Source organism: bacterium (assembly GCA_009926305.1).
GTDB lineage: Bacteria > Bdellovibrionota_C > UBA2361 > UBA2361 > RFPC01 > RFPC01.
In genome coordinates this window covers 53,075-78,908 of sequence record RFPC01000002.1, presented here as the reverse complement: position 1 = coordinate 78,908, position 25,834 = coordinate 53,075, and the positions used below count along the sequence as shown (strand labels likewise).

The window sequence follows — 25,834 nt, the reverse complement described above, 5'->3', positions numbered from 1 at the left end:
AGTTTTCTAATAAGATTGCGTAGGGCTGATAGTGAATAGAATGCGTTTGACGATTTGCCCAGTTTTACAGAGGAAATAGGAGGTGATTGGCTGATTCCAAATAGCATTTTTAAATCAGCACTCGACGCTGAGGATTAGCTGGCTTAGGAATGGCGGCTACCGATCTCGCTATGCGATAAGGTGAATAGTTTCGGGTGGAAGTCGATGGCTAGGTGGAGGATATGTGCCAGGAGGAAAAGATACATGAAGTTCACCATCCCTATGTTTTCGTGAAGCCTCTTTGTAGAGAAAGTACTTCTGAAAGTACCACTCGTACCACTTGGCTCGTTTCTTTTGGCACACGCATAGCACTCTTGGTCGGTGTGATGTACTGTCACCTTTTTTAGAACGTACCGGAAGAGCTCCAGCAGGAATTTTAAGGAGCGCCTCTTTGCCAGCGAATCCGAGACCATTCAGTTTTCTTTTACGTACAATCTCAACTCGACGTTTTTCTAGCTTTTCATGCATAAGTACAGAATACTCTTTCTGAGAAAGTTCTTCGTAGCCAGGCAATCTCTCATATTCAAGGTGTATCACATGGATGAAATCTTTTATCGAGACTGAGGGATTGAAGCGCTTAGCTGAGTTATACTTAGCCCAATTCGTAACCTTAAATTTTCTCTTGATGCCATGTACGGCGTCGTGAAAGCAGTTATACCCGGGATAGTCAGAGATTTTCTCTACTAATCCATCTTGAACCGGTTGTAGGACCGTATAGAAGAAATACTCCTCTATATCCTCGTTCTCAGGCAGGAACTCTTGTGAGTAGCGCCTAGCCCAAAAGGTTCCTCCCGGAAATTCTGGTGAAAATCTTGAAACGGCTCTTGCAACACTTGAGTTGAAATCTCTCATAAAATCAGCTCTGTTCGCTTCTGGGAAGAGAGCAGGAGAATGGATGTGGTTACCCTCAATAGCAAGTGCATAGAGCTTTACACCGTATCGCTCTGCATATTTTGCTGCATAGCCGAGAATGGCGAGCTCTAGTTGTGCATTATTCACAAACCAGAGCTCGCTATTTCGACTTCTCGTGGTGAGAAATGACGCCAGTTGTTTCGATTCAATACGCGGATGATATGACATACACCTACTCATCGAGAGGTGTAGAGAAAAGTTTCCATTCCGGAAAGAAAAAATGGATTAAAGTGAATTAAACTTTCACAAGTTCTCTGAGAACTAGTGGATGTTTTCGTCGGAGTGGGGGTTGGTGGATTCTTCGAAGTCTTTGGCGAGGGCGTAAATTGCTTCTCTGAGCTCGTCGGCAAGCACGCAAATCAGAGTGCCTGATTGCGAAACACCCGCATCAGCATGGACCGTCTCTCTCGCTATCCACTCAGCAACTGACTCTAAGTGCTCCAGACGGCTCGAAATGTCCATTAATCTTGATAGTGTGTCCATGCCCACCCTCTTTTGTGAAACTCATTCTCTTTCTTCTACTTTTGATGAGCTGCCGAGCATAGACGATTCGACACTTGTAACAATATGATTTTATTCCGACTTTTTAGACGACCTGCACACCCCCTCCTACAACGGTCGGTACGCCAGCCTTAGCTCCCGACCGCTTTCTCACACTTACTTCCCTTCACCAGCAAGCGCAGAGGAAACATTCAAAAAGCCATCCCTATACGAAGTAACAGAGAAACTCGTGCCCATTCTTTCTATCTCCTGCAACTGCTCAGGCGGCATTAACTGCTGTCCCCCCGTAAACATAGATAGCGAAGCCTCAACAGATTTAATGAGTTGCACCGCCTGCTTCGAGTTGAAATAAGTAAAAACGAGCGGAGACGAAGCCCTCGTCCTCTCCTGAATTCCCCCCGGCAAAGACTCACCTGTAACAAACTGGCTTGAATCGCCCCTTTTTGCCAGCAAAGATCTCATCCCAATTTCCGAAGTCGCCAAGAGAAGTCTTCCCCTCTCAGCCGTGAGATATAGTCCAATACCCATGGGTGTCAACAGAAACTCAACATTACTTCCGAGTATCTCTTTACTGTTCCAGTTTGTGACCGGAAGTTGCTGAGCATTATTGCGAAGGGCGGCTTTTATGGTTTCCACCAATTGTTGCGAGTTCATTTTTCCTGATAAAGAGACAATCAGACTTGGAAGGAACGATGCTCCATCAGCAGGGAGAACACCTATAGAGAGTTCAGAGACCTTTTGCAAAAATTTCATCTGGCTCCACAAATCTTTATATAAGTTTTCTGGCGCGCCCATAGGATGCGCGGTTAACAGTGCATCAAGCATCTTAAAGAGTCGACCTGCGAATGAAATGTAGAAGACCGCATTTCTGGGCGTAGTATCCAGTTGCATCTTGCTTCCCTCTTTACCCCCTAATAAGGAGAGAACTGGATGGCTATCAACGCTTTTCTCCTCAAGGAGAATTCCGAGATCCGTTCCAGGAGCGTTATTGTAGGTAAGACGCATCGCTAAGGATTTTAGAGGAAAGTTGTTTACGAGTTCAGAGATTGATTCAGGCTGAGTTGTGCTCGTAAGTTTCGGCAGGACATTCGCCAAGCCGTCTGTAATGGAGTCTACATCCGTATACATAAAAGCAAACTCATTCGCTCCATTATATTCCTCCCGCACCCGCTGGAATGAAGGAAACTTTTTTATCCGCTCAGCTCCAGATTCCTCCTGGGAAATCTCTTTCGCAAAGGCTCGTTTCAATAACTCCTCTGATGACGTAATGCTGAGCATCTCAGAAGCAACGGCAATAAAAATCGGGAAACTTTCATTATCGGCGCCATTTGCAGCGGTTAGTGTGCTGAGATTCGGTGCGGCCTTCTGAGCAAGATTGGGCTCGCCTGATTGCGATTCTCCCTGGGGTGCCAGAGACTCAGGTATTTGAGGCGTGACCTTGAGTCCGAAAAGAAAGTCCCCAGTTATCTCCTCTACCTTAGCACCCTGAGCTTCAAGAGTTGATCGAAACCGCTTTATATCTCCCGCGAGTGTCTTCCCATCGGATATGTCAGCATACAGTCCAGCATCGATAAACGGGCGACTCTCAGACAGTCCCCAGAAGTACATCATGTTGGAAAACTGTTTTGACTGAAAGGGGTTGTACTTATCTGATAGTTCAACCACGAGTTTTACAATTTCATTGTTCGATATTTCCGGAGCATTAGAGGCCTCGAGTACCGCAGTTAGCCTTTCTGTAAAAGACTGAGGGGAAGAATTGTCTTTTACATATTCTCGATATTTCTGGAACGCTGGACGCTGAAAATCAAAAAACAAAAAGCCATCGGTTGAAGTTGGAAGTTTCTGAGCAATTTCATGATCGATAAATAGTTGAGCTTTTGAAGCAGCTCCTCTATTTCTACATCCAGATAGGGACATTGAAATCATTAACAAGATTGAAAGGAAGAAAACGAAGACTTTTCCAAAGTTTGGATAATGAATGATTCTCAAGTTGGTTTTCATAAATTCCTCCACCTATCCTTAGTCTCCAAACGGTATCGTGAGTTTGGCTAGCGCACAATGAGAAATCATCACGGTTTATTAGAGTTCCATTTCGTCTTGAAGAGAGAAGTCTCGACAGGAGGCGCAGGTGCACAGCTCACCCTGTCTTTGCCCAATGACGATTCAACAGAAGGGAACAGAAATTGAAGAACGCGTGGCACGCTATGGGAACGATAATATTGTCAAAGTAAATATTTATAATTGAGAGATAAATCCCCGCTGCAAAATATATTGGAATTACCCATGAGAATCGATAAAAATTCCCAATGAAGTGCACTAGAGCAAAGGCCACGTTCACGAAAAGAAGCACAAATATCTCCATAGTGACAGAAGACAGAAGCCAGGTAAGGAGCCCTCGGAAAAATACTTCTTCTCCTATGCCAGAAAGCATCGCTATCAGAAATATGTGCACGCCCCTTAGTGAGCTGCTAAGAGGAAAAATGTAATCCCGTTGTAGCTCTTGTAGCTGCCGTCCTAAAGCGCTGCTCTGTAGAAAGGCCCACCTCGTCATTGAAACGGAAAGGAGAATACTAATGATAAGCAAAGGGAGTGAGCACAATATTCCTATCTGTATATAGGGAAAAATATCTGGAGGAAAGGGAACCACAGTGCGATTAAGCCAGGGAAGCGAGAAAAGAAATAACACCCCCTCGCTTAGAGCAACAAGCAGCGTAATCTTCCATCCGATACTTTTTTCTTTCATGCTCTTTGCTCAGTTGGGGTGAGTGTCGGAGATCATTCGATTTCAGTTCTCACTGAATAGGTTCACGCAAGTCTGTCTGTTTCCCGTGCCTCCCAAGAGTTGACGAAAAAATGTCCTTACTTTGACACATCTTATCAAGTAGTGCTTGGTGAGTGACAACGAGTAGCTCTTTCTCCTCGATCGGAACCTCCTCAACGAGTATTCCAGACCTTTTTCCATTCTGTTCCTGAAATGAGATGATTCCACGAGCTGCCAATCCCTCAAGCGCACTCGTGATTGCGGATAACGATGAGATTTCAGTTCTGTTCAGTACCGATTCATATTTGGCTATCTGCATTTGACTTTGAGCCGAGCGAATAAATCCTTGATAATCATAGACCCTTCGCACCGTGTTCTGTATGTACGGGTGCGGTCTTTCTACAAACGACTCAGTCTCGAATAAAGAGTAGATCCAAACTAAGCACTCTAAATGACCGATGAGAACGCCGGGGAGACAATACTGCATGCCATGCTCAGAGAACCGAACTCTGGCCTCACGCCGATCTTGTTCCAAAATTCCCTCGCGTAAGAGAATTTCAATATATCGATTCAACTTTATCTCAAATACATCCCATGCAGGAAGAAGAAGCTCATTGCTGAGTACTTCATAGTAAGGACGAACTTCAGAAGAGAGTAATTGCTTTCCAGTTGCATCCAGTATCGATAAGAGACCTAACATCAAATAGACATGCGCGACCGAGTTCTTATAGAAATCCGCAGTGTAACGCGTATTTCCAGGCACATAGATCAAATCTTCTCCTAAGTAGTTTTTTCTCGTCGTAACACCGACAGTGGAGAAGTCGTGGCTCTCATCTTTCTCTTTGTCGAGGAACCGTTGTAACGCAGGTGTTGGTAGAGCGAACGTCTCGTCTCCCTCAGCCTCTCTATACCATTTTGCAGCGACTGTTAATCGATGAATAGACTGCTCTAACTGCTTTCTGGTAAGCCCGTATGTTGGCGAGAGAAACAGGGCAAGATACGTCAAGCTCCTCAAGCCGATGCTTGTTTGACCCTCAATTTTTCGGGTAATATCAAGTGCAAGATCTTCAATAAGATTGCGCCCGCCCGCATTAGACTTGTAATTGTCTCGAAATTCAGAAAATCGAATGCCCTGCCCAAAGTGGACTATTACCTCTTTAAATTTCTCCCGTAAGACATCGCGAGCTCGAAAAAGCGAAATCAAATTTTCTTCCGTCTTTCCTGAACCTGTATTTTCTCTTGCATATTCCGTATCCTCTACAACATGCTCATAGGAGATAGATACTGGAACAAATAGTACGTCTCTGCGTACTTTTTTCATGTAAGAATTTGTAATGGTTTTTAGCAGCCCTAATTTCGGCGAGCGCATCCTGCCACTACGGCTTCTGCCTCCTTCGATAAAGAACTCCTGAAGGTGCCCACGTTTTACGAGGTAGCCTACATATCTCTTAAGAACGAGTCCGTGGAGCCGGTCTTGCTTTGCGTTACGCTTAACGAAATACCCCCCGAGAGAACGGATGATCCACCCAAGTGGCCAAAAGCTGAGGTTTACTCCAGCAGCAATCAGAGGGGGATTAAGGTTGGCCTTGTAGAGCACCTGACCGGTAATAATATAGTCTAGGTGGCTTCTATGCATAGGAACCAAGACAACGGTGTCTTTCTTCAGTGCTTTGGCAAACTGGGGAAGTCCCCTGACTTGAATATCAGTGAAGAGCCTGCCGAGTAAAAAGCGAGCAAAAATGGTAGCTGGTTGGTAGAGCCAGCCACGCGGACGGGCTGCAATCAGTCGAAAGGCGCGTTTTGCCTCGATATGGAGCTTTTTCTCTGAAATTCCTAGGCTCTTACTGAGTTTTCGGAGAGCTCTCTCATAGTCCTGACCTCCGAGTACGATTTGCTCCTGTATTGAGAATTTCTGAAAGGGAGTTCCTCGAACCACTTTCAGGTTACTGTAAAAATCTAACTTGCAAAGACGAGTAAGTCGGTTGAGAGAAGCTGATTCCCACTGGTCAATCGTCAGAGGCTCCCCGAAGATTACAATAAGAAAGCGAGCGGGAGTCAGCGGGCTAAGGAGTAAACCAATGAAGTCCATAAGCTTCAGGGAGTACGATGGATGACTCCACACTGGGCCCTTGCCGCGAAAGATATTCATGGTAGAAAACGATTCTGGTGACTGGTTCTTGCGTAAAGTTTCGAGCTCCTCCGCATTCTGGAAGTTTAGCCAATAAAAAGTGTCAGCTTTGGTAGTATGCCGACCTTTTAAGGCTTTAATTGATTCAAGGTGACATCCTGAGCGTCTGGCGAATGATCTTAGTAATGCTTCGATGATGACAGAATTACTCTGTGTGACGATCGCGGGTACATTCCGACCACTTATGAGCTTTAAAAATGACGGGGGTACTGGAACGAATCGAAAGTACCAGGTAAGAATTGGAGAAACTGCTCTACGTAGAAACTGCATGCTCTGCAGTGTACGGTGGACCGAGTGTGAAGTTCAAGGGAACGAGAAAAATTCTGAGGCACATCAAGGTCTTGGGGCAAGAGGGGAGAGCTGAATCCCCCTTTTGACCGCTTTTGAGACGGTTTTTTGGAACTCTTTGCTTAGTCGACGAGAGAAGGGGAGAGGGATATAACTCTTTTGCTCAAACTCGACGAGGAAAGGAGGCGTTGCTTTACCGGTATTTTTGAGAATCCACCCCATTTCAAGGGTCACTGAGCATTTTACAAGTCGGGTAAACACGAGATCGTAGGTTGTAACTTCGGCCTTGCGGACTGTAACGCGAAGAGCATTGTCGGAAGCTTTATTCAGATCAAGATTTGGGCGATATCCAGCAATGAGGAGCTCTTTATAGGCAGCATCAAGAGTAAGGGCCTCAATCTCACCAGCGAGTGTCTTCCCAAGAGGAAACACGAGGAGAAAGAACTGGGTACCTAAGGAGTTCGTTACCTCTGAGCTGATATGAATATCGAGAGATACCTCGGGAGCCAGCGTGCTCGGGGTTAGAGATTTCAGCTCTTCAGAGAGGGGGAGAGAGACAAGGGACGTGGTGGCACATCCCGTTACGAGAATAAATAATCCAAAGATGAAACAGGAAGCAATCCGCTTCATAAGCTACTTTAATGCCTAGACTTTTCTCTCACTCTACTTTATCGGGTCAAATATCGAATAATACATAGAGTGAAGCTACTCGTTCGTATGACATGAGCATAACTTTTTAGAGCACTTCTTGAAATCATGGAATGCGGCGCAGGGAGCAGACCAAAAAATAGGGTCTATTTAAAGAGATTGAGGATACTCGGTCTGCTATAGTAGGGAATAGATGCGATCAAGGGTGCGGTAACGGATTAAAGAGCGTGACACACAGTAAAAAGGATGAAGAGCAGAAAACGGAAGCTGATGATAATCAGCATGATTCAGCGAAGCAGATTTTAGAAACACTGATCGATACAGAAAAAAAGAAATATCAGCTACCAAATCAATCAACTGATCAGCACTCCAGTAAGGATGCTGAAGAGGTTTTGAAAAATCTCCTGAGTCTTCCTTCGAGTTCCGAAGAAATACAAACGCGCAATCAGGGTAAAATAGAGTTGGGCGACTCATCCACGATGACTGTCTTGCCAACTCAGCAGATGGGCGAGAAAGATAACTCTGATATGACAGCACCGACTTCCACTTCTTCCCGATCTTTGTTTTGGCAAAAATGCGTTGAGCTAGCCAAAAAACAGGAGTGGGGCGAGATTAACGTTGTCAGTTCTCAGGATTCTGAGCATGACTCGAATGAAAAGCGGTATTGGTGGATCTACAGTCAGTTGCAATTAAAGCAACTTCCAATAGCCATACTCCTCGCTCCACTGCAGGATTTGCTTCAAAGCTATAATGAAGTGAACAACGGATCCTTTTCCTGTGATGACGAGTTCGAAGCCGCCCTATATCAACTTACGAGAAATATGGTTAACGAGGCCTTTCATGAAGAGGTTCATGTTGTTCAGCTGTATGCGATTCTGAAGGCTATCCGGAGCCTCTGTGGCGATCGTTATGCATTTTTTCATGAAGAGAGTCTTCTTCTTGAACGGCTTCGTTCTCGAGAGAGCTATGAGCTCAAGCCAGTGGAGCGGGAAATCTTAGACGAGCTTGCCTCTTGTGTGGAGCAGAAAGCGGCCGTTTCAACGAGTGAGCCGATTAATAGGGAGAAGCAAGAGACTCTCTCGCTGAAGGAGCAGGCGAGTGAGCGATCTGCTGATACAGAGAGTTTTTCCGCAAATCAGCCAGATTCATCTCAACCACTCCAGCAGTCACGAAAGTTTTTTCATGTGTCTCAAAAGAGTGCGATTGTTGGAATTTCGATGTTCGCACTCCTTTTTGTGCTGTCTCATTATCTGTTTCGGCAAGATGTTGTGCTTCATCAAGATAGGATTCATTACAGCACAACGCTACCACAATTTGCCCCCGAGCTTTCTTTGCCCGATCATAATACGGTCACACCTCGACTATTCAGGGGAATGTTGCTGGATGTAGAGAATGGCGAGAGTGTCAGTAATGGCTCTCAAACAGCTCTCTTATTACTGCAATCGAATGAAATGACGACTAGCTCCAAGAGTGCCGCAGAGAGATCCAGTCAAGGCAAGCAAGAGCAAATCGATATGTCAGGTCCTGTAGAACCTGATGGATTGCTTGATGATATCCGAAGAAAGAAAGAGGAATCTAGGAATCTGCCAGGAGACTTTGTAAAAGGAGTCGGACAGGATCTTGTGGAGAGGAAGTCTTCCAAGCCAAAGCGAATCGAATCTCCAATAACCTACCGCACAATCGTTGATACTGAGGTGAGAAAAGAGCCATCAGAGAATGCGCAAATAGTTGAGCGGCTTACGAGTGGGGCAAAGGTTCGAGTGCTCAGACGGATTGGTGAGTGGCTTGTTCTTGTTTCCAAGAATGGAAAAGCAGGTTATATCGCGAGGAAAGACGCCTCTATTGATGAGTGAGAATGATGCCCTCGAGGAGCAGCATTGATGCAAATGACCCTAAAAATGCCTAAAAAAGAGGGGCTTAGTTGACAAGTTGTTAGTTTTCCTGTGAATTATAGTGTTTGATCCTGTACCCTCAGCCTCAAAGAGTGAGCAGTTGAGAATTATCCATTAACGAGAGAACAGTATGGCGCGTATTACCGTTGAAGATTGCCTAGAGAAAGAACAGAACCGATTCTCCCTCGTTCAGCTTGCTTCAAAGCGAACGAAGCAGATCTTAACGGGTGCTAAGCCTCTGGTGGACGTGCGAAGAGGCAATAAGGCTGTTGTTAATTCCCTTCGAGAGATAGCCGCGGGACTCGTCCGATTTAAGACCGAAGAAGATCTTGCACGAGAGCGAGAAGAGGAAGAGAAGCGTCTTCAGGCCGAGCTCGCGCTCGCGGCGGAACAAGAGAGCATCGCTGAAGAGAATATTTTTATCACCAAAGCAGTAGTTGCTGAGACGCCCAGTATTGACGAGAGCAGTGTGGAAGAGAGTGGTGACTCTGAGCCAATGAATGAAGATGGTGCAGGAACAGTAGGGGAAGACTCCGTCGAGGCCGTTACTGAATCTGTTGCAACAGAAGAGTCCTCTGAAGAAGAGTCTTCTGAGTCGGAAAAATCTACGCAAGCCAACTCAATCGAGGGTTCGCAATTCTAAGCGGTTGAGTTTCAAGAACACGGGGTTTGTTTTAGCGCTTGGGTGGTGCATCCGCCTTTTTGTCTCGGTCCATCTCTATGAGCTCCGATACGCCTAGTGCCATACGCCAGTATTGGCGGGGCCCCATCCTTGTTCACTCAAAAGTTTCTATTTTGAGCCCTATTGAGGTTTCATTTCTCTAAAGAAAAATTTGTTGGTGTCCGTATCAGCTGTCTAGAGCCGAGAAGGTAATAAATAACGAGTAGACGCTCGGCAATCTATACTCTTTACTTCATTCTCAGGAGTTTTACAGTAAGGTATACTAAGAGAATCATCTATGAGTGAAGAGCATTTACAACGAATAACCAGGGAGCTCAGCGAGTATCATCCAGCTCCAGATCTTGAGCTTGTCGAAAAAGCCTATCGCTTCGTGCTCGAGCATCACTCTGATCAAAAGAGGGCCTCTGGCGAGCCCTATGTGAATCACCTTGTTGAGACTGCTCTTTTAGTATGTAAGTTGCGGCTAGACGTTGCATCCGTTGCAGCGGCGCTGCTTCATGACACCATTGAAGATTGTGATGAGGTCACTTCGGAAGAGCTGACTGAGCTTTTTGGTGAAGATATCGCTCAGATTGTAGAGGGTGTTACGAAGTTAACTCGTGTAAATTTTGAATCCCAAGAAGAGAAGCAGGCTGAAGGTTTTAGGAAAATGCTGCTCGCGATGGCGAAAGATATCCGAGTGGTCCTCGTAAAATTGTGTGACAGACTGCACAACATGCGAACGCTTCGCTTTCTCCCCGAGCATAAGCAGCGTCGCATCGCGCTTGAAACCCGCGAAATTTATGCGCCACTTGCGCATAGGCTCGGTATTTACTGGATAAAATCTGAACTGGAAGATCTCTGTTTACTGAGTCTGAGGCCGGAGATTTATGACTCGATAAAAGAGAATTTAGCTCGCACGAAGGCGGAAAGAGATCAGTATGTACGTGATACCGTCCAGGAGCTGTCTGCGCATTTAGAGGGTGCAGGAATTTCAGCCTCTGTCACCGGAAGATCGAAGCACTTCAACTCTATCTGGGAGAAGATGGAAAGGAGCAATCTCTCCTTTGACGAAGTACATGACTTGCACGGTTTTCGGGTCATTGTTCCTACATTACGCGCCTGTTATGAGACGCTAGGAGTGATTCATGCCGCTTGGAAACCTGTGCCAGGCCGCTTTAAAGACTACATCGCGATGCCAAAGCCCAACATGTATCAGTCATTACATACGACAGTCATTGGTCCAGAGGGGAGTCGTATCGAGTGCCAGATTCGGACGCCAGAAATGCATCGAATAGCGGAGGAAGGGATTGCAGCACATTGGCGATATAAGGAGCATGGTCGTCAGAAGTCCTCAGCCGAGACTGATTTTGACCTACACTGGGTGAGTGCTCTTGTAGAGGAACAGCAATATCTCAAAAACCCCGATGAGTTCATTCAGACGGTCAAAGGGGAGCTGTTTCCAGAGGATGTATTTGTCTTTACGCCGAAGGGAGATCTCGTTCGGCTTTCTCACGGTTCTACGCCGATCGATTTTGCCTATGCCATTCACACTGATGTTGGACAGAGAACGATTGGGGCGAAAGTGAATGGAACCCTGGTTGGTATCGATTACTCACTAGAGAATGGGGATACGGTTGAGATTCTGACTTCTAAGAGTCAGAAACCGAGTCGAGATTGGTTATCATTTGTCCGAACGTCTAAGGCAAAGCAGCGGATTCGAGCTTTTCTGAAAAGCGAGGAGCAAGCTCGTTCCACAGCCTTTGGAATTGAATTGCTGACGAAAGAGTTGCGAAAGATCAAGCTTAGCCTGAAGAAAATAGAAAAGGCGAAACAACTCGAGCCGATTGCTCAGTCGATGGGACTCAAAAATAGCACAGATTTATATGCCCAGATCGGTTATGGGAAGGTGAGCGTTGCGAAAGTTCTTGCGAAATTATTGCCAGATTATGGAGCTGAAGAGGCGAAGCCGGTCGAGGAGAGCTCAGCTCTTGAAAGAATCTTTCAGCGCGCTGCTCGAGCCTCTCGACGAAAGGTCGGGGTGAAAGTGAGCGGTCTTGAGGATATTATGATTCGCTACGCAAAGTGTTGTGAACCGCTTCCTGGAGATAGGATTGCTGGCTTTATTACGCGAGGGCGCGGGGTAACAATCCATAGAGCTGACTGTTCTCAAGTATTGCGCAGTGATCCGCTTCGTCAGATAGATGTTGCATGGCATGGTGATGCGAAGGCTCCTCGGCGGGTGAAGCTAACAGTACATTCTCAAGACACCATAGGACTCTTAAGTAAAGTTTCGCTTGCTATTACAGAAAATGGTGCGAATATTAACAGCGCTCAGGTTAATACAAATGAACGGGGCAAGGCTCGTCACCACTTTGAAATAACGATAGAAGATGCAAGGCAGCTTGAAAAATTGATTCGAGCTATTGAGCAGGTGAGTGGCGTAACAAAAGTTGATAGAATCGTGGGCCGAGGAGCAGTTGGATCTTAGTTCACTTCGCGTTAGACTCAAGCATATGTGTACTCAAAATTGTTCGCATTCGCTCCGATATAGGACTCGTATCTATAACCAAGTTATCCATAGTCAAGTTAGCGACTTCCTTCAAAAGTGTTCTGGTGTTCTCTTTCGCTGTTTGGTTCCTCGTTTGTCGATAGTATACACCGCCGTTTTATCTGCTATTCCGTCATTCGCCTTCTGTAATCCTTTACTGCAATTCGAGCAAGAGACGGTTGAGATCTACCGAAAAACCAATGAAGCGGTTGTTTTTATCAGTACGCAATCAATGAGCAATGATAGCTTAGATATATATGGCTATACAGCAAATGATTCTGCTCGTTCTCAGAGCGGAGCGGGGAGTGGTGTTGTCGTCGATGCAAAAGAAGGGATTATTCTGACAAGTTTGCATGTCATTAGTGATGCCGAGTCCATCGATATTTTTCTTGCTGATGGAAAGAGCTACCGAGCGAGACTCCTTGGGCATGATCCCGAGTCAGATCTTGCTGTTCTTCAGTTGACGTCCCCTCCTGCGGATTTAAAAGCGATTGCATTTGGCGATTCTCGTTCCTTACAGGTTGGGCAATGGGTATTTGCGATTGGTAATCCGCATGGGCTGGCAAGAACGCTAACAAGCGGGATTGTTTCTAGCCTTCATCGCACCGTAAGGAATCCCAAAAATGTTGTTATGAAAGACCTGATTCAGACTGATGCAGCGCTGAATCCCGGGAGTTCTGGGGGGCCTCTGCTCAATTCAAAGGGTGAGTTAATAGGAATCAATGCGGCGATCTTGAGTCAATCTGGCGATTCAGCTGGTATAAGCTTTGCGGTTCCAATTCACCGAGTGCGAGCAATTCTTTCAGAACTTATTGCTACTGGTAAAGTCTTGAGGCCTCGAGTTGGGTGGTTATTAGTAGATACGAATCAGGGGCCTTTGGTGCGGAGGATTCTCCCTGGAAGTCCAGCAGAAGAGGCTGGGATTGAGCCACTTGAGCGACCTGTTGGAAAGGTTTTTCGTGGTGGTGTGGTAAGAGATTTTGACAGAGCGGATTTGATAACTGCCATAGATGGAAAAAAGATGCGATCGGTAGAAGATGTAGAGGCTACGGTGCTTGCTGCTCGGCATGGCGAAGCATTACGAATTTCGCTCCGTCGCGGTGGAAATCACGAAGACCAACGAACCGTAACTCTTAAACCGGCACTTCAGTAATGATGATGATAAAGAAACTTTCAGAAGAAACTATTAATCGGATAGCGGCGGGTGAAGTAGTTGAACGCCCCTTGTCAGTAGTGCGCGAGTTAGTCGATAACTCGCTTGATGCTGGGGCTACTTCTATTACTGTTGAGATTCGAGATGGCGGGCAGAGTCTTATACGAGTAAGCGATGATGGTTCTGGGATTGTAGCTGATGAGATAGAGCTTGCATTTGAGCGGCATGCGACTTCTAAGATTGAGAAAGAAGAAGATCTGAGCACTATTCAATCTTTTGGATTTCGAGGAGAAGCGCTGGCGTCTATCTCCTCAGTCTCGAAGTGTCGGGTGAGGAGCAGGCACCACTCGGCAGAAGTTGGTGTTGAGGTTGAGTTTGAAGGAGGAGAGCTCGTCAAACGTTCGCTCGTAGCTATGCCAGTCGGGACTGAAATTGTTGTTCAGGATTTATTCTTTAATACCCCAGCGAGAAAGAAGTTCTTAAAAACAGACAGGGGAGAGGTTGTCAAGATTACAGGTTGGTTGCGGGCCAATGCATTATTGCATCCACAAACGAGGCTACGTCTTCTCGTTGATGGAAAAGAAAAATTGCAACTTGCCCCTCGAACATCATCGCTCGATAGAGCACGTGAGGTCTATCCAGGAGAAGCAGTTGCAGTCGAATATGAAGAACAACAGCTTCGTGTCACAGGCTATCTCTGTGCCCCTCAGTATGCAAAGTCAACACCATCTGCGCTCGCTTTTTTTGTAAATGGAAGAATGTTATCCGACCGGGCTATTTTGAGAGCGGCTCGAGAGGGATTTGGAGGAACGCTAAAAGCTCAGCAAGCTCCTCTCGGATACTTACATGTTGAACTTCCTGGAGAGCTAGTAGACATTAATGTACATCCTCAAAAACAAGAAGTTCGATTTTGGAATAGTTCTCGTTTGTTTCAACTGGTTCTCCGTGGAGTGCGCTCAGCAGTTGGAGGGTTTGAAAGCCCGCTTGCAAACCGAATGACGGAATCTGGCTTAAAGAGCCATTCATCGCCTGCACCTCAACGTGATGCGAGTGCGTACTCGGGTTATCAACGCGCCAGTGCGGCATCTTCCGAGCGATTTTATTTTGAGTCCTCTCTGAGTGACCGGGACTACACAAGAACAACTTCGGAAGGTGTCGAGGGTTCTGAATCTTCAGTCCCGGTTGCAGGATTGCTTGCGGATGGAGATGTGCCAAGTGGTGCCCTCGACGGTTCAGGGAGGCAAGTGCAGGGGGCTGCCTCAGTCTTCCGATATCAGGATCTTCGATATCTCGGCACAGTGCTTTCTTGCTATCTTATTTGTGAATATGAAGAACAGTTGGTTGTTCTAGATATGCATGCCGCCCATGAGCGTATAAATTACAACATTATTCTTGAGCGATTGCGAAGTGATGAGCCACATAAAGAGGTTTTGCTGATTCCGCTGACCTTGCAATTTGACTCAGAGATTATTGCAAGAGTCATGGAGCAAGTGCCACTGCTCTCTGCGTGTGGATTTGAGATAGAGTCAAAAACCGAGACAACTCTGGAGGTGAAAGAGAAACCAACTTGGATAGCCCTGAAGCAAGTAAAATCAGCCTTACGTGAGTTGGCGGAGGAGGATTTGCCAGTAGAAAGAGCCTTGGAAAGTGAATTAGAGAAGGTGGCGGCTCGGCTGGCGTGTCATGCGAGTATTCGCTCTGGAGACCTCCAGACTCGAGAAGAAGTTTTTGCACTGTTTGCCGCACTCGACGAGGCAGAATGGAGCTCGGCATGTCCTCACGGACGGCCAGTGATAGCCACCTTTGGGAAGACCGAGCTTGAGCGTCGGTTCGGCCGACAGTAAGCAGAGCTACAGAAAAAGTGGACCAGTATTTTTCATTCAGCTATTTTCTGAAGAGATGTTAGAAGGGGTGATGCAATCAAAACGGCAATGTGGTGTACTATTGTCGTTTGTCGTATGAGATTAGTTTCGATTTATGATCCAAGCGCCTATTATTATCTCTGGCCCTACTGGGAGCGGGAAGAGTGAACTAGCACACCGCATTGCCGGACACTTCGCGGGCGAAATTGTCAATGCCGATTCGGTGCAACTGTATGCTGAGCACGATATCGGTGCTGCCATGCCGAAGTCCACCTACAGAGAGCAGCTTCCTTATCACTTATTTGGAACCTTATCTGGTGCTATGCCATGTGATGTACAGAGTTACGTTCACGCAGCCTGTGGAATTCTCGAGGATGTTCAGAGCAGGGGGGTAATGCCAGTACTTGTCGGTGGCTCAACGTTGTATCTCGAGGGATTGTTGGCTGGAATTTCTCGCCTCCCCGCATCAAAACCCGAGTTACGGAAAGAACTCGAGCGTGAAGAAGTGGAAGAGCTTCACAAACGATTGGAAACGCTTGATCCTGAACGGGCGGAAGCCCTTCATCCGAATGACAGAATTCGTATCATCAGGGCCCTTGAGGTTTGTCTGGTCTCTGGAAAAAGTTATTCCGAACTGTGCAAACAAGAGGCCCGTATCCAGCATTGTAGAAATGCCACGGTTATTGTGCCTGTTTGGTCTCGCTCAGATCTCTATAGGCGTATTGAGAAGCGATCGCAACGGATGGTAGCGAATGGGATTATTGAAGAGGCTCGCTATCTGTTCGGCTGTTATGGTTCCCAGTGGCAATGTCAGACAGCATTAGGCTACAAGCAAGTTTTTGAGCGGCTTATTAGCCGGCACTCAGTGAGCGAAGAGGCCCATAGAGAGATTGTTCGTGAAATCTCTCAGGCAACAAGGCGATATGCGAAGCGGCAGATGACCTATTGGCGGAATGCCCCACAAAAGTTTGAATGGAATATTTCGCCGAGCATTGAAGAGCACCGTCAAGAACAGGTTCAGATCTTAGCGGAGGATTCTGGAATACGCGGCGCAGCTGGTGAACGCAGGAAAGGTTTTCATGTTTGGCGATGGTCTAGTGATGAGCTGATTGAAGCGTTAGAGAAGCGGTGGAATTCTTCGCAGATTGGTGCGAAGGATAGCGGTGCGTTAGAAGCTGAAGGCCATGTCGTTTGGTTTGTTCATGCTGGTGCCCTAGAGCTCTAGGGCCGCGAGGAACTGGTATTGCACGAGTTTTTTGGGGAAAATGTAAGTTCTTTGAGTGATTTAAGTTTTAATCAGGCGCCTTGGAACGTTTTAAAGTGCCGAAAAAATGGGGAAGATTTGCAATTTTTGGGAATGCCTTACACACTATGGGGTCTTTGTATTTTGAACTATAAGTATACCAACCATTGAGTGTGACGTATGACGATAATCGAACATCCTCTTGAATTCGAGCGGGGACTTCTAGAATTAGAGATTCAACTCGATGCGTTGAAAGATGAAATTGCAGCAGGAGATACTACAAAGACAGAGCAGTTTGAAAAGTTGCAGTCAAAAGCAGAGCGAGTTCGAAAAGACACGTACTCTCGTCTGACAGCATTCCAACGTGTTCAGTTGTCACGACACTTTGATCGTCCATTTAGCCTGGATTATATCCGTTACATCTTTTCAAATTTCAAAGAGCTGCATGGCGATCGCTCCTTTCGTGATGATCCTGCCATAGTTGGTGGAACAGCTCTTCTTGGTGAGCTGCCCGTAATGGTCGTTGGTCATGAGCGAGGACGCGGAATGCAAGAGCGCTTGAAGAGAAATTTCGGCATGCCTCAGCCTGAAGGATACCGAAAGGCGCTCCGTTTATTCCGACTGGCTGAAAAGTTTGGTCTTCCCGTCATAACATTCATCGATACACAGGGAGCGTATCCCGGTATTGAAGCTGAAGAGCGTGGACAGAGTGAGGCAATCGCTCGGAATCTTCAGGAGCTCTCAGAGTTAACCACGCCTGTAATTAGTGTCGTGATTGGCGAAGGAGGAAGTGGAGGAGCCCTAGCTCTTGGAGTATCAGATAGGATACTCATGCTAGAATACGCGTGTTACTCGGTAATTACTCCTGAGGGATGCGCATCAATCCTCTGGCATGCAAAGGGTGATGATTCGACGCAGATGGTGGCAACAGCGGCTGACGCTCTGCAAGTCACATCTGATAGATTGAAATCTTTTGGAATTGTGGACGAAGTGGTCGCTGAGCCACTCGGAGGGGCGCACTGGAATCATAAGGAAGCGGCTGAAAAACTTGGCGAAGCGCTTAGGACACAGCTAGAAACACTGAGCAAGCTAAGTGTCGGAGAGCTACTTGAATCCCGATATAAGAAATATCGAAATATCGGTGGAGTTGCAGTCGTATGATGAAGCGGGGTGTGATTGAGTCAGTGGACTTGTCGACCTATCGGCCGCGGTGTGAAGAGAAGCAGAACAGATAAAATTTTTGAGGCGTTTAGGCGTCGAATAGAAGAGGAAAACGGAGAGATATGGGAAAAGACGCAATAGAAATGCATGGGGTAATCAAGGAGTGTTTTCCGAACACAACCTTCCGAGTTGAGTGCGATAATGGCCACGAGCTACTCGCGTACCTCGCTGGAAAGATGAGAAGGTACTATATCCGCGTTCTGCCGGGTGACCATGTTATAGTAGAGATCTCCCCCTATGACCTCTCCAAGGGTCGGATTGTTCGGCGTTTGAAAGAAGCGCCGAAGCCAGGGGAGAATCCTCTTGCTGAATCAAAAGGCCAAGAGGAGGAATAGACACTCTTCTCGACGAGAATTCCGAGTTATGGGCGAGATCCCTCGTTTACGGGTCGTGCTTTTGTTGTTGCTGTTTCTATAGCCTGTGTTTTCTTTCTCAGGGTTGAGTGCCCGTCTATTGATTGTTGAGATCCGAGCGCGCAATCGTTGTTAATTCGCTGAGTAGCTCGAATGTAAAAATCCCATCATCATGGCCATCCTTCCACATAATGCCTATGGCATAGTTGCCAACCGACCATATCTTTTCCAGTCCGAGGACTTCTTCCTTTGAATGAGAGATTACTTCGAGTCGACTCTTCTTCTTGGCAGGGGTGAGTGGATGATCATGGTTTCCCTCGCCACGCTTTTCTCGGCACACTGCACACGGACAATGACGTCGAAGAAGCTCAGCTGGTAAGAGAAGCTGACCAGATGGCTGTGGCCACTCAATAAGAAGTCCTTTGAATTCTTGTCTTTCGATTCTGAGTGGTCTCATAGTCAAGGGGGACCTCATCTTCAAGTTGCACTATCTTTAAATGTAGCTTCTTACCTTTACGAAGTAAGAGTTTATAGTTCATTCAATGCGGCTCACGTTAATATGCACAAAAGAACGAGAACGCGACAATATCTGTTTGAAGCACGATTTACATCAGCTTGCTGCCAGTCGAAGGTCATTCATCGTTTGCTCTAACTGACGTTCCAGATCTTCTATCGTTTTTTTCTGATTTTCGGAGATGAACTCCTCTTCCCAGCACCGAGCAAGGATATTACGATACCGTTTTAAAAGTTCTGCCATTTGAATTCGAAGAGAGTTTTCTTCTGCATCATCCTTCAGAAACTGTGACCAATCGTGTAAGCGCTTCTGTTTACGAGAAAGTTCTTGTAAGTCCATACCCCTGCTCAGTTTACTATCAATAATGTGTTGCCCACTATATTCAAGAAAGTTTCCTAATACTAATGGTTTATGAGGCAAGAAGACAACGGTCAGAAATAAGATTATGGTATGGCTCAGGAAAAGACTCCATGAGAGGAAGTTATGGAGAATATGGGGATAGAGCTGACGAGGGGAGCATGATGACACCAGTTGGAGAAAACAGAGCAATCTTTCCAGGTTCTTTTGATCCGATCACGAATGGGCATGTTGATATCGTGACACGAGGACTAAAGATTTTTGAGCATATCACAGTTGCGGTGTTACATAATCCTGAGAAGGACACGCTCTTTTCTTTAGAGGAGAGGGTCTCTCTCATTGAGCGAGTTCTTGATTTTCCTGGGCGCGTATCGGTTGAGTCTTTTTCAGGATTATTGGTCAATTTTGTGGAAGAACTGGGAACGCACGTCATATTGCGAGGACTTCGAGCGACCAGTGATTTTGATTATGAGGCACAGATGGCTCTCATGAACCGACAATTATCACCAAGTATCGAGACATTTTTCTTGATGACCAGCGAGCGGTATTCGTATGTAAGTTCTAGTCTCGTCAAGCAGATAGCACCCTATGGTGGGGATGTCAGTGGGTTAGTTCCTCCATTTGTGCAGGAGGCTCTGGCAAAAAAATTCAAGGATAGGTGACAAGAGCAGGAAAGGTCCTTATGATACGGGGCGTTACTGAAACGAAGATGGAGATATAGATGGCTGTTGAACGAACTCTTTCAATTATTAAACCAGATGCCGTTGAGAAGAACGTCATCGGGCAAATTCTATCGCGGTTTGAGTCAGCTGGACTTACGATTGCTGGCATGCGGATGATGCACCTATCAGAGGCGCAAGCTGGAGAGTTTTATGCGGTACACAAGGAGCGACCTTTTTACGGAGAGCTCGTGGAGTACATGGTGTCGGGTCCGGTTGTCGTCTCTGTGCTTGAAGGCGAAGGGGCTGTCGCATTAAATCGGAAGTTAATGGGTGCAACGAATCCTCAGGAGGCCGATGCCGGCACGATCCGAGCGGATTTTGCTGATAGTATTTCGGCAAATGCAGTCCATGGTTCAGATAGCGTTGAAAACGCAAAAATCGAGGTGAGCTTTTTCTTTCCTGAGCTAGCGGAGTAGTTCGTTCGTTGGAGAGATTGGCTTCATGTAAAAAAGCGCGGAAAGGGCTGCCTTTCCGCGCTTTTTTATTAGAGGAATGGACATGTAACCAAGCGGTCCTCATCGACCCGCTCTGCATGGCCCTAAGAGAGGAGATTGTTCTCGTTTGCTTTCTTAGCAGCAGCGACAGCAACTAGGCTCGGATTTACTGAGTCTGTCGAAGCGGTCTCATCGCCAAGCTCTTCATCTCCAAGTTCAGAGATAGAAGTTTCCTTCTGTCCTTCCTTAATTGAGATAACCTCAATCTGGCTGGCAAGTGATGGCTCTACAGATTCTGCTGAAGCACTTGCCGTGGCTTGAGGTGGAACAACTCGAGTCACTCGTGTGGCGTTTAGACCCTTCGGGCCTTGAGTGAGTTCATACTCAACAATCTCACCATCTTTCAGTGTTTTAAATCCTTCTGATTCGATGACCGAGAAGTGAACAAACACATCTTCTCCTGTGCTATGATTAATGAAACCGAAACCCTTAGCATCATTGAACCACTTAACGGTTCCTCGTTCTGTAGTAGTATTCATACCTCTAAACTCCGTGACCCACTGTCTTTACGTCCTGTTAAAACCTCTTTCCGTACTTCGATGTGATTACAACGTACGGAGTTTAAGATTCACACTGAGTCCGAATGGTTCCAAAGCACTGGAGATGTACACCCCAGAGTAAGGGTAACCTCCTGAAATAACGTGGTTATAGCGGTTAATTTTTTCCTGTTTTTTTATCAATTGAGGCTTAGAGTTATCCCGCCGTGATAGTGAGTAGCGTAACTGCTTGAAATCAGGTAGTACGATAAGAGGGGGTGGTGTTCGATACGAGGAGCATGAACAATAATAAGTGCTCGGTCATACAGCCACTTTTTGGGAGAGGAAATCTTGTCTGAGAAATCTGCTGGTCAGTCCTGTTCGGTTGATGCTGAATCTTCGGGTACGGTCCAAACGCTCGTCACTCTTTGCGAAGCAGTCCAGGAGCCTTTGCTGCTCCTCGATGGAAACCGCCAAGTCCTCGGGCTCTCTGAGGGGTTTCTCACATCATTTTATGAGGGGGCTCAACGCGCTGAATGTCCGCCGCTCGTCGAGTTATGGCCTCAAGTTACTGAGTTTCCTTTGCAGCCGATAGAACGCCAGGAGCAATTCTTTGTTGATGGTGAGTCAATCGAAGTGGATGTGCAGTGCGTTCACTTGGGTAAGGAAATCTTTCTGCTTCGGTGTTCTATTGCAGATGAAGCCGATGAGTTTTTTCATCAACAACGGCTGCAAACATTGGGAATGTTGGCGGGAAGCGTAGCACATGATTTTAATAATGTTTTAGCAGGCATTCTTGGCCACATTACTTTTTTAAAGGCAATTTTGCCCGAGGAAGGTGCTCATCAGGAGAGCCTGGAAGCAATTACTAATGGATCAAAGAAGGCATCGACCTTAACGAAGCAGATCCTTGACTTTTCCAAGTATGAGACAGAAAACGAGAATCTCGTAACTGATCTCGTAGAGCTTGTCTTAAGTACCGTTCCGTTATTGCGAGGAGCTCTGACATCTCGTATTGAGCTTACCTTAGATGTTCCAGAGGCGGCGGTTTTCGTTCAAGGCGCAGCTGGAAAACTAGCGCAAATACTGGTGAACCTTGTAGTCAATGCAAGAGATGCTATTGAGCATGGAGATGGGGGGCAGGTAGCGGTTCGAGTCAGAGTGGCAGAGCCTGATGATATTCCACCAATTCCGGACTTGGAGCCTGAGGAGAGAAATGCCCAGTATGTCATTCTCGAGGTTATAGACGATGGTATCGGAATGAGTGAGAGGGTGCAGAGGAAGGCGCTTGAACCATACTTTTCGACCAAGGGTGACCGAGGAACAGGGCTTGGACTCTCCACCGTCGTAGCTATAACCGAGTCGTATGGGGGGATGCTCGAAATTGAGAGTCAGCCGGGAGAAGGAAGTGCAATACGGATTTTTCTGCGCGAACCCAATGAAAATGAAGCCTCAGTCATCGATGGTGAGGATCGCGGTCAGTCGCCGGAGATTGCAAGAGGGAATGCGCAGCGTGTTCTTGTTGTTGATGATGAGGACTCTGTGCGAAGCGTCGTAGCAATGAGCCTGAGACATCTTGGATATGAAGTTGATGAGACTTCAGACCCGAGGGAAGCCTTGCTATATCTCGAAGATCATTCTCATGAGTATGATCTTGCAGTGCTTGACATGTTAATGCCGCATTTATCAGGGGATGAGTTGTTTGAACGGCTAAGAGGTCTAAGACCAAAGCTACCTGTTGTAGTTATGAGTGGATATAGCCGAGAAGAGGCCGTCGATAAAATTCTTAGTGAACCGAGTACCTACTTCATGTTGAAACCGTTTACGGTAGAGGATTTGTCGCAGATCGTATGCAAAGCGCTTGATGACGGGGATTCATGTTAACGGAGACGATGTCAAATAGTGCTGAATCGACATCAGAGGTTGTGTTAGAGGCCAGTGGTTTGTTGCAACAGTTTGGATCGCTTCGAGTTCTGTCGGGAGTCGATCTGAAGTTGTGTCGGGGAGAGATCGTCGGATTAATAGGGCCTTCCGGCGGCGGAAAAAGTGTACTGTTGAAGATGCTGTCCAATGTTTTGCAACCAACGGAGGGTGAAGTTCGTCGCTACCTTTCAGACGAGGGGAGTGTCAGCTTCATGTTTCAGGAAGGGGCCTTATTTGACTCAGTATCTGTGCTCGATAATATTGCCTTTCCTTTGGTGCAAGGAAGGGTTCCGAGCTCCACCCTGAAGACGGAAGAGAAAATCATGTTATCCGGGAAGGTTGGGGCCATTTTGAAAAAGGTCGGTTTGTTCAGGCACGGACATAAATATCCCGCTCAGCTGAGTGGTGGGATGAGACGAAGGGTTTCTCTTGCTCGAGCACTGGTGAATGAGCCTGAGGTCGCTTTACTGGATGATCCAACCTCTGGATTAGATCCCGTAGCGAGTAGTGTGATAATGGCTCTTATTGTGTCATTGCATCAGAGTCTTGGAACCTCGATGATATTAGTTAGCCATGACCTACGCCGTTTGCTACCGATCTGTTCGCGAATTATAGCGCTGTTTAACGGTCAAATTGTTTTCGATGGGACATTACAAGAGTTGCGCTCTGATGCGAGTATGGAAGTAAAAAGATTTGTAAGTTGTCGATTTGATCTGTCCTAGTTTTGAGAAGAAATGAGAAATACGTTTATTAAGAAGGCGAGAGAGGATTTTCTATCGGGCATAGGGGTGCCTGAGCCGTCTGAATTCAAGGCGGATCCGTTTCAATTGCTCGCTATCTCAAATGTGAGCGAAAGCAAGGACACACTGGTCGTGGCGCCTACGGGTGCTGGCAAGACCTATATCGCTATTGAAAGTATTCGGGCGTGCTTAAGGATGGGACTGCGTGCTGTGTATACGACGCCGTTAAAAGCCCTTTCGAATACAAAATTTAACGAGTTACGGAAAATTTTTGAGCCGCAGTATTCTGTCGGTTTGCTCACAGGGGATCGAAAAATAGAGACCAATGCCGATGTTGTGATCGCTACTACTGAGATCTATCGCAATGAACTGTATCATGTTCATGCTCGGTACTCACTCGTTGTGCTCGATGAGGTTCACTTTATATCAGACTCTCAAAGAGGGGCTGTCTGGGAGGAGAGCATTATTCTCACCCCGAAGGATTCAACGCTGTTGATGCTCTCAGCGTCAATTTCGAATCCGAATGAGATAGCTGAATGGCTGCTTGAAGTTCGAGGGAAGCCGTGTGAAGTCATTGTCGAAAAGGATCGGCCTGTAGAGTTGCGATATGGCTTTTTGCATCCACAATTAGGAGTTATCCCTCTTGAGGACGAGAAGGGTCGGCTCTTGAGGGAGGTTCGCGAGTTCTATAGCTCTGGTGAAAAACGTTCGGAGCGAGGAAGTAGAGGACGGTCTAGTGGTCATGGACGGTCACCAGGGAGGCGTTCCTCGAATGCTCGGAAGAAGGGAGGGCGAGGTCGTGGCCGGCGTTGATAATCGTTTTCACTTTTTTAGGGGATTTCCCGTTACTCAGATACTTTCTGAGCTACATGCAGATGATCTTTTGCCTGCAATTCTTTTCCGGTCCTCTCGGAAACAGTGTGATGAAGATATTGAACGATTGAATGGCTCAAAGGTTGGGCTGGTTGAGCGTGAAGCCCGGCTACGTATTGAGCAGAAGTGTAATGCCGTAATCGAAAAGTATGGAATAGAGCGAGAGATTATAGAAGAACATCCACACTACCCAGCGCTCCTCCGTACAGCTGCAGGAGCTCATCATGCTGGTCAACTGTTGCAGTGGCGTTTATTGCTTGAAGAGTTAATGTCTGGAGGGCTACTTCGTTTGATGGTTGCGACTGGAACCGTTGCAGCGGGTGTTGACTTTCCTGCTCGTTCAGTAATCGTAACGGCGCATAGTCGCCGGGGGAATGAGGGCTTTGTAGACTTTAGTCCATCTGAGTTTCAACAGATGGCGGGGCGGGCTGGTCGTCGAGGTAAGGATTCGGTAGGTGTGTGTTTAGTAGCGCCTGGTCAGTTTTCTGATGCACGAGTTATTCATGGATTAGCTCATCGTCCTCCAGATCCACTCCGCTCGGCATATTTTGCAGCCCCAGCGACTGTGCTGAATTTATTAAAATTTAGAAGTGTAGATGATTTGCGTTATACCGTTGAGAGGAGCTTAGCTGGATTTTACGACAGAAAAAGAGCGAAGGAGCTTCGTCGAGAGTCAGAGAGTATGCAGTCACAGCTGCAAGCAAATCCTCTCCCTGTTAAAGAACTGAAAAAAGTTGAAAAGAGGATTCGACGTACCGTTCGAGATGCGGAACGGTTGGAGTTATATCAAGAAATTCAGCTAGAGCTTTCCTTGAAAGGGCTTCGTGACCTCGGGCATCTTGATGAGCAGGGCTTGACTGAAAAAGGACTCTGGGCTGCCGAGTTGTGTACAAGTCTTGTTCTCCATCTTGCCGAGGCGATAGAGGAAGGACTTTTTTTCGAGAGAAGTGAGAACGAGCTAGCATGTCTTGTTGGTTCGATAGCTGGTGACGGTCATAGAAATTATTTCTCTTTGGCACCGAATCCGGTTCCGAAAGAGGCGTTTCAGTCTTTAGAGACCGTCGTCGAACGAGTGCAGCACGTTTACAATGGACCAACTACTGCTTCTGAGATTGAGGTGTTGCCTGATGGGGCGTTGACAGTACACACCTGGATGCATGCAGAGAACTGGTCGAGCTTTTCATCGCTCCTAAAGCTTGCAGGTGTTGCAGAAGGTGATGCGGCTCGTTTGATTACTCAGACCGCAGACCACCTCCACCAACTTTCGAGGCTGCGCGAGAGTCATCCCGACCTCGCGCGCACTGCGTATGAGGCAAGAGGAATTTTGCTTCGTCCGCCATTAAGTGATTCTTTGATAACTAGCTAATAATATTGATTTGTATATTCCTTCTGCTCACATAAACGCCCTTTTTTGGGTTCCAGTGTTTGCTTCACTTTATAGATGGGCTACTCTTACTTGGCA

General features: G+C 46.7%; 23 protein-coding genes. 14 read left to right on the top strand and 9 right to left on the bottom strand.

Annotated elements, in window-relative coordinates:
* Window positions 1-168: 168 nt before the first annotated feature.
* From EBR25_00785 to EBR25_00760, 6 genes are all read right to left on the bottom strand, one after another.
* Window positions 169-1,131: a hypothetical protein gene (locus tag EBR25_00785; GenBank protein NBW39515.1), complete on the bottom strand. Its 963-nt coding sequence runs from the start codon at window positions 1,129-1,131 to the stop codon at window positions 169-171.
* 81 nt (window positions 1,132-1,212) lie between these two features.
* Window positions 1,213-1,434: a hypothetical protein gene (locus EBR25_00780; GenBank protein NBW39514.1), complete on the bottom strand. Its 222-nt coding sequence runs from the start codon at window positions 1,432-1,434 to the stop codon at window positions 1,213-1,215.
* A gap of 174 nt (window positions 1,435-1,608) precedes the next feature.
* Complete coding sequence (locus EBR25_00775) at window positions 1,609-3,453, bottom strand: hypothetical protein (protein NBW39513.1); 1,845 nt, start codon at window positions 3,451-3,453, stop codon at window positions 1,609-1,611.
* A 136-nt stretch (window positions 3,454-3,589) separates the two neighbouring features.
* Window positions 3,590-4,195 (bottom strand): CPBP family intramembrane metalloprotease, encoded by a 606-nt coding sequence (locus EBR25_00770; protein ID NBW39512.1) that lies wholly within the window; start codon window positions 4,193-4,195, stop codon window positions 3,590-3,592.
* Window positions 4,196-4,244: 49 nt separating this feature from the next.
* The gene (locus EBR25_00765) at window positions 4,245-6,671 is read right to left on the bottom strand and encodes a hypothetical protein (protein NBW39511.1); all 2,427 of its coding nucleotides are present in this window, start codon (window positions 6,669-6,671) and stop codon (window positions 4,245-4,247) included.
* Between the two features lie 63 nt (window positions 6,672-6,734).
* Entirely contained in the window at window positions 6,735-7,319 is a 585-nt protein-coding gene (locus EBR25_00760) for a hypothetical protein (GenBank protein ID NBW39510.1), read from the bottom strand.
* Window positions 7,320-7,564: 245 nt separating this feature from the next.
* Here EBR25_00760 and EBR25_00755 point away from each other — a divergent pair, with 245 nt between their 5' ends.
* The 8 genes from EBR25_00755 to EBR25_00720 all read left to right on the top strand — a co-directional run bounded on the left by EBR25_00755 (window position 7,565) and on the right by EBR25_00720 (window position 18,255).
* On the top strand, window positions 7,565-9,190 hold the full coding sequence (locus EBR25_00755) for an SH3 domain-containing protein (protein NBW39509.1): 1,626 nt from the start codon (window positions 7,565-7,567) through the stop codon (window positions 9,188-9,190).
* Between the two features lie 169 nt (window positions 9,191-9,359).
* On the top strand, window positions 9,360-9,872 hold the full coding sequence (locus EBR25_00750) for a DNA-directed RNA polymerase subunit omega (protein NBW39508.1): 513 nt from the start codon (window positions 9,360-9,362) through the stop codon (window positions 9,870-9,872).
* A 316-nt stretch (window positions 9,873-10,188) separates the two neighbouring features.
* The gene (locus EBR25_00745; GenBank protein ID NBW39507.1) at window positions 10,189-12,381 is read left to right on the top strand and encodes a bifunctional (p)ppGpp synthetase/guanosine-3',5'-bis(diphosphate) 3'-pyrophosphohydrolase; all 2,193 of its coding nucleotides are present in this window, start codon (window positions 10,189-10,191) and stop codon (window positions 12,379-12,381) included.
* A complete protein-coding gene (locus EBR25_00740) occupies window positions 12,371-13,594 on the top strand; it encodes a PDZ domain-containing protein (GenBank protein NBW39506.1) in 1,224 nt (407 codons plus the stop codon). Before EBR25_00745 ends, EBR25_00740 begins: the two co-directional genes overlap by 11 nt.
* Window positions 13,594-15,438: a DNA mismatch repair endonuclease MutL gene (gene mutL / locus EBR25_00735; protein NBW39505.1), complete on the top strand. Its 1,845-nt coding sequence runs from the start codon at window positions 13,594-13,596 to the stop codon at window positions 15,436-15,438. The genes EBR25_00740 and mutL overlap by 1 nt, the downstream gene beginning before the upstream one ends.
* 133 nt (window positions 15,439-15,571) lie before the next feature.
* Window positions 15,572-16,681: a tRNA (adenosine(37)-N6)-dimethylallyltransferase MiaA gene (gene miaA, locus EBR25_00730; protein NBW39504.1), complete on the top strand. Its 1,110-nt coding sequence runs from the start codon at window positions 15,572-15,574 to the stop codon at window positions 16,679-16,681.
* A gap of 198 nt (window positions 16,682-16,879) precedes the next feature.
* Window positions 16,880-17,860, top strand: a complete 981-nt coding sequence (locus tag EBR25_00725) for an acetyl-CoA carboxylase carboxyltransferase subunit alpha (GenBank protein ID NBW39503.1) — start codon at window positions 16,880-16,882, stop codon at window positions 17,858-17,860.
* Between the two features lie 122 nt (window positions 17,861-17,982).
* Window positions 17,983-18,255 (top strand): translation initiation factor IF-1, encoded by a 273-nt coding sequence (locus EBR25_00720; GenBank protein ID NBW39502.1) that lies wholly within the window; start codon window positions 17,983-17,985, stop codon window positions 18,253-18,255.
* A 115-nt stretch (window positions 18,256-18,370) separates the two neighbouring features.
* On the opposite strand, the gene EBR25_00715 is transcribed toward EBR25_00720, so the two are convergent.
* Together EBR25_00715 and EBR25_00710 are read right to left on the bottom strand one after the other, a co-directional pair.
* Window positions 18,371-18,748, bottom strand: a complete 378-nt coding sequence (locus EBR25_00715; protein ID NBW39501.1) for a DUF971 domain-containing protein — start codon at window positions 18,746-18,748, stop codon at window positions 18,371-18,373.
* Window positions 18,749-18,883: 135 nt separating this feature from the next.
* Window positions 18,884-19,126 (bottom strand): hypothetical protein, encoded by a 243-nt coding sequence (locus tag EBR25_00710; protein NBW39500.1) that lies wholly within the window; start codon window positions 19,124-19,126, stop codon window positions 18,884-18,886.
* A gap of 182 nt (window positions 19,127-19,308) precedes the next feature.
* On the opposite strand from EBR25_00710, the gene EBR25_00705 reads away from it, so the two are divergent.
* Entirely contained in the window at window positions 19,309-19,806 is a 498-nt protein-coding gene (locus EBR25_00705) for a pantetheine-phosphate adenylyltransferase (protein ID NBW39499.1), read from the top strand.
* 59 nt (window positions 19,807-19,865) lie between these two features.
* Entirely contained in the window at window positions 19,866-20,282 is a 417-nt protein-coding gene (locus EBR25_00700; GenBank protein ID NBW39498.1) for a nucleoside-diphosphate kinase, read from the top strand.
* A 122-nt stretch (window positions 20,283-20,404) separates the two neighbouring features.
* Here the strand turns inward: EBR25_00700 and EBR25_00695 are convergent, their stop codons facing one another.
* A complete protein-coding gene (locus EBR25_00695) occupies window positions 20,405-20,839 on the bottom strand; it encodes a cold shock domain-containing protein (protein NBW39497.1) in 435 nt (144 codons plus the stop codon).
* A 348-nt stretch (window positions 20,840-21,187) separates the two neighbouring features.
* Between EBR25_00695 and EBR25_00690 the strand changes: the two genes are divergently transcribed.
* From EBR25_00690 to EBR25_00675, 4 genes are read left to right on the top strand one after another with little or no spacing between them, the layout of a single operon-like run.
* Window positions 21,188-22,720 (top strand): response regulator, encoded by a 1,533-nt coding sequence (locus tag EBR25_00690; GenBank protein ID NBW39496.1) that lies wholly within the window; start codon window positions 21,188-21,190, stop codon window positions 22,718-22,720.
* Window positions 22,714-23,481, top strand: coding sequence for an ATP-binding cassette domain-containing protein (locus EBR25_00685; GenBank protein NBW39495.1), 768 nt, complete (start codon window positions 22,714-22,716; stop codon window positions 23,479-23,481). Before EBR25_00690 ends, EBR25_00685 begins: the two co-directional genes overlap by 7 nt.
* Before the next feature lie 12 nt (window positions 23,482-23,493).
* The gene (locus EBR25_00680; GenBank protein ID NBW39494.1) at window positions 23,494-24,312 is read left to right on the top strand and encodes a DEAD/DEAH box helicase; all 819 of its coding nucleotides are present in this window, start codon (window positions 23,494-23,496) and stop codon (window positions 24,310-24,312) included.
* Complete coding sequence (locus EBR25_00675) at window positions 24,242-25,738, top strand: hypothetical protein (protein NBW39493.1); 1,497 nt, start codon at window positions 24,242-24,244, stop codon at window positions 25,736-25,738. The genes EBR25_00680 and EBR25_00675 overlap by 71 nt, the downstream gene beginning before the upstream one ends.
* Window positions 25,739-25,834: the final 96 nt, after the last annotated feature.

Coding starts and splice junctions, on each gene's coding strand:
- EBR25_00680 (NBW39494.1), top strand. CDS start 23,494: ATGAGAAATACGTTTATTAAGAAGGCGAGAGAGGATTTTCTATCGGGC.
- EBR25_00695 (NBW39497.1), bottom strand. CDS start 20,839: ATGAATACTACTACAGAACGAGGAACCGTTAAGTGGTTCAATGATGCT.
- EBR25_00770 (NBW39512.1), bottom strand. CDS start 4,195: ATGAAAGAAAAAAGTATCGGATGGAAGATTACGCTGCTTGTTGCTCTA.
- mutL (NBW39505.1), top strand. CDS start 13,594: ATGATGATGATAAAGAAACTTTCAGAAGAAACTATTAATCGGATAGCG.
- EBR25_00710 (NBW39500.1), bottom strand. CDS start 19,126: ATGGACTTACAAGAACTTTCTCGTAAACAGAAGCGCTTACACGATTGG.
- EBR25_00720 (NBW39502.1), top strand. CDS start 17,983: ATGGGAAAAGACGCAATAGAAATGCATGGGGTAATCAAGGAGTGTTTT.
- EBR25_00705 (NBW39499.1), top strand. CDS start 19,309: ATGACACCAGTTGGAGAAAACAGAGCAATCTTTCCAGGTTCTTTTGAT.
- EBR25_00765 (NBW39511.1), bottom strand. CDS start 6,671: ATGCAGTTTCTACGTAGAGCAGTTTCTCCAATTCTTACCTGGTACTTT.
- EBR25_00785 (NBW39515.1), bottom strand. CDS start 1,131: ATGAGTAGGTGTATGTCATATCATCCGCGTATTGAATCGAAACAACTG.
- EBR25_00725 (NBW39503.1), top strand. CDS start 16,880: ATGACGATAATCGAACATCCTCTTGAATTCGAGCGGGGACTTCTAGAA.
- EBR25_00700 (NBW39498.1), top strand. CDS start 19,866: ATGGCTGTTGAACGAACTCTTTCAATTATTAAACCAGATGCCGTTGAG.
- EBR25_00685 (NBW39495.1), top strand. CDS start 22,714: ATGTTAACGGAGACGATGTCAAATAGTGCTGAATCGACATCAGAGGTT.
- EBR25_00715 (NBW39501.1), bottom strand. CDS start 18,748: ATGAGGTCCCCCTTGACTATGAGACCACTCAGAATCGAAAGACAAGAA.
- miaA (NBW39504.1), top strand. CDS start 15,572: ATGATCCAAGCGCCTATTATTATCTCTGGCCCTACTGGGAGCGGGAAG.
- EBR25_00750 (NBW39508.1), top strand. CDS start 9,360: ATGGCGCGTATTACCGTTGAAGATTGCCTAGAGAAAGAACAGAACCGA.
- EBR25_00745 (NBW39507.1), top strand. CDS start 10,189: ATGAGTGAAGAGCATTTACAACGAATAACCAGGGAGCTCAGCGAGTAT.
- EBR25_00675 (NBW39493.1), top strand. CDS start 24,242: ATGGACGGTCACCAGGGAGGCGTTCCTCGAATGCTCGGAAGAAGGGAG.
- EBR25_00780 (NBW39514.1), bottom strand. CDS start 1,434: ATGGACACACTATCAAGATTAATGGACATTTCGAGCCGTCTGGAGCAC.
- EBR25_00775 (NBW39513.1), bottom strand. CDS start 3,453: ATGAAAACCAACTTGAGAATCATTCATTATCCAAACTTTGGAAAAGTC.
- EBR25_00760 (NBW39510.1), bottom strand. CDS start 7,319: ATGAAGCGGATTGCTTCCTGTTTCATCTTTGGATTATTTATTCTCGTA.